5 protein-coding genes are annotated in these 6,730 nt (G+C 53.3%); 3 read left to right on the plus strand and 2 right to left on the minus strand.

The features are described from left to right. The first annotated feature begins 20 nt into the window (after positions 1 to 20). Positions 21 to 2,696: an aconitate hydratase AcnA gene (gene acnA, locus V6575_RS20175; RefSeq protein WP_340276936.1), complete on the plus strand. Its 2,676-nt coding sequence runs from the start codon at positions 21 to 23 to the stop codon at positions 2,694 to 2,696. An 83-nt stretch (positions 2,697 to 2,779) separates the two neighbouring features. On the opposite strand, the gene V6575_RS20180 is transcribed toward acnA, so the two are convergent. Next, on the minus strand, positions 2,780 to 2,992 hold the full coding sequence (locus tag V6575_RS20180; RefSeq protein ID WP_340276937.1) for a hypothetical protein: 213 nt from the start codon (positions 2,990 to 2,992) through the stop codon (positions 2,780 to 2,782). Between the two features lie 269 nt (positions 2,993 to 3,261). Continuing rightward, the gene (locus V6575_RS20185) at positions 3,262 to 3,495 is read right to left on the minus strand and encodes a hypothetical protein (RefSeq protein WP_340276938.1); all 234 of its coding nucleotides are present in this window, start codon (positions 3,493 to 3,495) and stop codon (positions 3,262 to 3,264) included. Positions 3,496 to 4,051: 556 nt separating this feature from the next. On the opposite strand from V6575_RS20185, the gene V6575_RS20190 reads away from it, so the two are divergent. Together V6575_RS20190 and V6575_RS20195 are read left to right on the plus strand one after the other, a co-directional pair. Continuing rightward, a complete protein-coding gene (locus V6575_RS20190) occupies positions 4,052 to 5,167 on the plus strand; it encodes a three-Cys-motif partner protein TcmP (protein ID WP_340276939.1) in 1,116 nt (371 codons plus the stop codon). Next, the gene (locus V6575_RS20195; RefSeq protein WP_340276941.1) at positions 5,167 to 5,919 is read left to right on the plus strand and encodes a DUF5131 family protein; all 753 of its coding nucleotides are present in this window, start codon (positions 5,167 to 5,169) and stop codon (positions 5,917 to 5,919) included. The genes V6575_RS20190 and V6575_RS20195 overlap by 1 nt, the downstream gene beginning before the upstream one ends. Positions 5,920 to 6,730: the final 811 nt, after the last annotated feature.

A 6,730-nucleotide genomic window follows, 5' to 3' on the forward strand; every position in this document is an offset into this window, starting at 1 on the left:
TCGTTGAGGAGATCGCCGCCGTGACCCAGTCCCTTGATACATTCAAGTCAAAGAAGACTTTGAAAGTCGGTGACAAGACTTACACCTATTTTTCCATTCCCGACGCCGAGAAAAACGGCCTTGAGGGCGTTTCCAAACTGCCGTCTTCCCTGAAGGTGGTTCTGGAAAATCTGCTGCGTTTTGAGGATGGCCGCACTGTAACGGCTGACGACATCCGCGCGGTGGCCACATGGCTGGTGGAGCGCAAGTCGACCCATGAGATTGCCTACCGTCCGGCCCGCGTGCTGATGCAGGATTTCACCGGCGTCCCGGCCGTGGTCGATCTTGCGGCCATGCGCGATGCTGCCGTGAAGCTGGGCGGCGACCCGAAAAAGGTCAATCCGCTGGTGCCTGTTGATCTGGTGATCGATCACTCGGTCATGATCGATTATTTCGGCACCAAGGATGCGTTCAGGCAGAACGTCGAGATGGAGTATGAGCGCAACGGTGAGCGCTACGAATTCTTGCGCTGGGGCCAGTCCGCCTTTGATAATTTCCGCGCCGTGCCTCCAGGAACCGGCATTTGTCATCAGGTGAATCTGGAATATCTGGCCCAGACGGTCTGGACCAAGGACGAAGACGGCGAGACCGTTGCTTATCCGGATACGCTGGTCGGTACAGATTCCCACACCACCATGGTCAATGGTCTGGCCGTTCTGGGCTGGGGCGTTGGTGGTATCGAAGCGGAGGCGGCCATGCTCGGCCAGCCAATCTCCATGCTGATCCCGGAAGTCGTTGGCTTCAAGATGACTGGTAAGTTGAACGAGGGCATCACCGCGACAGACCTTGTGCTGCGGGTTGTTGAAATGCTGCGCGCCAAGGGTGTTGTCGGCAAGTTCGTCGAATTTTACGGCGAGGGCCTCGATCATCTGAGCCTGGAAGACGAAGCGACCATCGCCAATATGGCCCCGGAATATGGCGCGACTTGCGGCTTCTTCCCGGTCGACAATGACACCATCGGCTATCTGAAATCCACAGGACGCGATGCTGAGCGCATTGCTCTGGTCGAGGCCTATGCCAAGGCGCAGGGCATGTTCCGCACTGGCGCCGAAGAACCGGCCTTCACCGATACTTTGGAACTCGACATCTCCACCGTCGTTCCGGCCATTTCCGGCCCCAAGCGCCCGCAGGACCGCATCAACCTGTCCGATGCGTCCTCCGGCTTTACCTCGTCCATGGAAACCGAGTTCAAGAAGGCCTCCGAGGTTCACAAGCGTGTTTCTGTCGAGGGCCGTGACCACGACATTGGCAACGGGGATGTTGTTATTGCCGCGATCACATCTTGCACCAACACCTCCAACCCGTCGGTTCTGATCGGGGCTGGCCTTGTCGCCCGTAAAGCTCTGGCCAAGGGATTGACCGTCAAACCCTGGGTCAAGACCTCTCTGGCGCCGGGCTCTCAGGTGGTCACCGACTATCTTAACAAGGCTGGCGTTCAGGCTGATCTGGATGCGCTGGGCTTTACGCTGGCGGGCTATGGCTGTACCACCTGTATCGGCAACTCCGGTCCGCTTGATCCGGCCATCTCCAAGGCGATCAATGACAACGACCTGATTGCCTGTTCGGTGCTGTCCGGCAACCGGAACTTTGAAGGCCGGGTCAATCCGGATGTGCGCGCCAATTATCTGGCGTCTCCGCCGCTGGTGGTTGCCTATGCCATCGCCGGGAACCTGAACGTCGATATCACGACGAAGTCTCTTGGGAATGACCACGATGGCAACCCGGTCTACCTGAAGGACATCTGGCCAACGACCGCCGAGATCACCGATCTGATCCGCTCTTCAATCACCGAAGAGATGTTCCGTGAGCGCTATGGCGACGTCTTCAAGGGCGATGAGCATTGGCAAGGCATCAAGGTCGAAGGCGGCATGACCTATGGTTGGCCGTTGAAGTCGACCTATGTTCAGAACCCGCCGTATTTCGAAGGCATGACCATGGAGCCGACGCCGCTTGAGGACATCAAGGGCGCAGCCGTCATGGGTTTGTTTCTTGACAGCATCACCACCGACCACATTTCACCAGCGGGCAACATCAAGGCTGACAGCCCGGCGGGGACGTATCTCGCCGAGCATCAGGTGCCTGTGAAAGACTTCAACTCCTATGGATCGCGCCGGGGCAATCATCAGGTCATGATGCGTGGCACATTCGCCAACATTCGCATCAAGAACCAGATGGTTCCAGGTGTTGAAGGCGGTGTCACCACCAAGGATGGCAAGCAGGAATGGATCTATGACGCCTGCATGGAATATCAGGAAGCAGGTGTTCCGCTGGTCGTCTTCGCTGGCAAGGAATATGGCACCGGGTCATCCCGTGACTGGGCGGCCAAGGGCACGAAACTGCTCGGGGTGCGCGCTGTCATCGCCCAGTCGTTCGAACGGATTCACCGCTCCAATCTGGTCGGCATGGGCGTTATCCCGCTGACCTTCAAGGACGGCGAAAGCTGGCAGTCTCATGGCATCACCGGACAGGAACGGGTCACCATCCTGGGCATCGCGGATATCAGCCCGCGCCAGATGATGAACATCGAAGTGACCTATGAAGATGGCACTGTGAAGGAAATCGAGTGCCTTTGCCGTGTCGATACCGAGGACGAGCTGGAGTACATCAAGGCCGGCGGCATTTTGCACTACGTGCTGCGGAACCTGGTGAACAGCTAACCGCTGGCCTCACGCTGCAAGACTTGAAAAGGGGCGCCCACCGGGTGGCCCTTTTTGTTTGCGAGTATTTCTCGACAGGAAGGCTACGTTTTGCGATTTACGTTGTCAGACTTTGTTCTGTCCGGGTTATCTCTGGCGTATTCTCGATCGTTGATTTTCACGACATGCGCATCTGGATGTTCGCCACGTTTAATTTCTGCCACCACGTTTCTACGAGGGACGTCTTTCCTATTGCCGATGTCATAGTGTTCATTGCGGCCTCCGGGGCCGTCGTTTTTACCTTTAATGCGTGCCATTATCACTTACCTCAAAGGAATCTAAGGTTGATATATTTATAAATGCAATCTATTCGATTCTTTATTAGGTGTCGAATAAAATAGAATAAATGGGTCTTGAGAAAAAGCGCTTGTGATCAGGTCGGGGATGACCAGTGGGGACGCTAGCAGTCACCCTCCAACTCCCTGCCGCGCGGGACTTGGGGGCGAGATCCAGTCATTCTCCTCACGTGGACTCGCACGCCTGTCCCCAAAGTGTAACCGCGCGTATATCCGATGACCGGAAGGTGTTACGAAGACGCGAATGTGACCTTCACACCGCGCTGGCGAAAATAGGCTTGCAGCAGCTTCCGGCCGGACCGGTTGTTCTGGACGATCCGGGCCGGGTCGAAGGCGACCTCTTTCAAGCCCTCGTGCTTAATAGCTGATTTGAGAGCTGCGATATGCAGATCGAGGTCTTCATTGTCCGCCTGGAGGGATTCATAAACGCGGTTCGTTGCGTCCGCTACGGTCATTTCGCTCACTGGTGCATTCCTGTTGTTGTTTGGCTGGCGCATACCACGTTTTCGGTCCTGACACCAAAAAGAGTTGATTAGGGGGCTGATCCTGGGAAGTCATGGACTTACTTTGGGGCGGAAGGCGACAAGCCCGCGTCAACGTGGGCCGCTCTAACCGCCAGCTTCGCCATTGCAGGACTTGATCCTTCAGTCCATGCTGCGACTGAACCACTTTGGGTTCCATCCTTCGTCGATGAGTATCAGCATGGTTTCCCCAAGGTTGAAAGCGGTCAAGTCATGGGATGAGGACGGACCGGGAGACTATCGACTTGCCACAAACACGGCGTCATCCCCGACTTGATCGGGGATCCAATCCACTCTGCGGCAAAGGCAAAAGGTTGGAAAGAGTCAATAGCCGCCGTCTGTTGGCTGGGATGATGCCGCGTTGCAGCCTTTGAATTTTACGTCAAAATACTAGGTTAGTCAGAACGTACCTTTAAAATGTTCATGTTATGTACTATTGTGTGAGGTAAGCTGAGCATTCTACCATGACGTGCAATCATTTGAGTTCGTTGAGGCACACATGTCGAAAAAGTTTTTTGAAGAGCGCGGAGATCAATCCGAGGTCAAAGCACGAATTGTCCAAAAGTATTTTGTTGCTTGGGCTAATATTGTCGTTGGTTCGGCGCAAAAATGGGGAGGCGGTAAGATTGCATATATCGACCTCTATGCCCGCCCCGGTCGATACAAAGATGGTGCCGCATCAACGCCACTACTTATTCTTGAGAAAGCAATTGAAAATGACAGAATTAGAGGTTCACTTGTCGCCTTGTTTAATGATGTGGATGAGAATAACTCTAGCACTCTGATCAATGAAATCGCTGCTCTTCCGGGCATCGATGCCCTTAAACATAAGCCTGTGGTCAACTGTAATGAAGTGGGGCAAGACGCAGAGGATTACTTCTCTGAAACGGAGATTATTCCGTCGTTTACTTTCTTTGATCCATTTGGTTACAAAGGGCTTTCCCTCCGTTTGGTTAATGGAGTGATCAAAGATTGGGGTTGCGATTGCGTGTTCTTCTTCAACTATAACCGTATCAACTCCGGAATTTCTAACCCAATGGTCAAACAACATATGGATGCGTTGTTTGGCGTGGAGCGCGCTGATGAACTGCGTGCCAAGGTTAATGGTGCGAACCCCGCTCTACGGCAGGAGATGGTACTAGAGGAGCTTTCAAATGCTTTGATGGAAATGGGTGGAAAGTTCGTGCTGCCGTTTCGCTTCAAGAACGATGAGGGGCGCTTGACTCATCATCTCATTTTCGTTTCCAAAGATTTTAAGGGATACGAGGTGATGAAAGAAATCATGGCGAAGGAAAGTTCGACGGAAGATCAAGGCGTCGCTTCCTTCGCATATTCGCCAGCGGATGAGACAATGCCGTTTCTGTTCGAGTTTCAACGCCCGCTTGATGATCTTGAAGAGTTACTTTTGGAGGAGTTCGCAGGTCGGAGTGCTTCGATGGTCGGAATCTATCGCGAGCATAGCGTTGGCCATCCTTATCTTAGTCGACACTATAAGAATGTTCTCGGCAAGCTGGAAGAAGCGGAGAGAATCACTGTTGTCGACCCAGAAGGAAAGAAGAGACGCAAGAATTCTTTTGCTGATAGATTGATCGTCACATTTCCAGGAGCGTCTTGATGGGAACTAACTCCAAAATTGAGTGGACGGAGGCAACATGGAACCCTGTTGCGGGATGCAGCATCATTTCTCCGGGTTGTACAAATTGCTATGCCATGCGTATGGCTAAACGTTTGGATGCGATGGGCCAGCGCAAGTATGAAGGCCTTACCCGTCAAACTGGTGGACGCCCAAAGTGGAATGGAAAAATTCGCTTAGACGAGGCTTCTCTGAATGTTCCGAAGTCTTGGAAACAAGGCAGGATGATTTTTGTTAACTCAATGTCAGATCTCTTTCACGAGGAAGTTCCACTGCATTTCATTCAGAAAGTTTTTCAAGTGATGCGCGAGTGTGGTCATCACACATTTCAAGTTTTGACTAAGCGGTCAGAACGACTGATGGAATTGTCATCGTCCCTACAATGGTCATCTAATATTTGGATGGGAGTTAGCGTCGAGAACGTGGAGTTCTCATATCGAATTGATGACCTTCGACACTGTGGTGCTCAAACCAAATTCCTTTCACTGGAGCCGCTCATAGGTGATGTAGGCTCTATGAATCTTAAAGGTATTAATTGGGCCATCGCGGGTGGGGAAAGTGGTCCCGGATCTAGATATATGAACCCTGCATGGGTCAGGTCAATTCGTGATCAGTGCGTTGCTAGCCAAGTTGCTTTTCATTTTAAGCAATGGGGTGGGGTTAACAAAAAGAAAACTGGCCGTTTGCTTGACGGTCGTACATGGGATGAATTGCCAATTATGGCCGTTGCGTAGGCTTTTGTTCAAACTCTCAACCCTTCCCCACAATCCCCTAACCAAAACCCTAGCCTTTTCAGTCTCCTACCCATTTCCAGAAAACCTTATCCTCCCCCTTCAGAACCTGCCCTACTCTAGGACTGTTCCCATCACGCGGGGCCGTTGTCGGACCGTCCGGACGCGGTGGTGGGGACCGGGTTTTGAGGATTGGGCCGGGTGTAACGGACCGGGCTTCTATCCGGTGATAGGCACCTTGAGGTTTACAGCGGGGATTGACGCTGCAGGCTTTGGGGACGGGTCTCGTATCTGGCAAACCGGCGGACGATCTACTTCCGGGGCGCAGAAAAGAGAAAGGCGCAAGCCTGTCATTTGGGACACAAAATCCGGGCAGGCGCAAAACGCCTTGTCACTTCCTATTACCCACACTCCCAGCGCGCGCGGCAAGGCCGCAGAGCGCCTGCCATCCCGTTCTTTCAGGAGCGGCCGAGAGACAGACGGAGCTGAATTGCACTGGAACGCCGAAGGGAAACCTTGCGGCGGGTTTTGTGCTGGGGGGGTAATCTCCCCATTTTTAGTGGGGCTCAGTGGTAGAATTCACGCGGCCATTTTGAGTTTCATGGCGGGGGTGATGCCGCCAATGCCCATGTTGGGTCGCTCGTTGTTGTAAGCGGGTTTTGTGCTGGGGGGGTAATCTCCCCATTTTTAGTGGGGCTCAGTGGTAGAATTCACGCGGCCATTTTGAGTTTCATGGCGGGGGTGATGCCGCCAATGCCCATGTTGGGTCGCTCGTTGTTGTAAGTCCAGAGCCATTCAGTTGCTTGTTCCTGCG

Source organism: Roseibium algae (assembly GCF_037783265.1).
Taxonomy (GTDB): domain Bacteria; phylum Pseudomonadota; class Alphaproteobacteria; order Rhizobiales; family Stappiaceae; genus Roseibium; species Roseibium algae.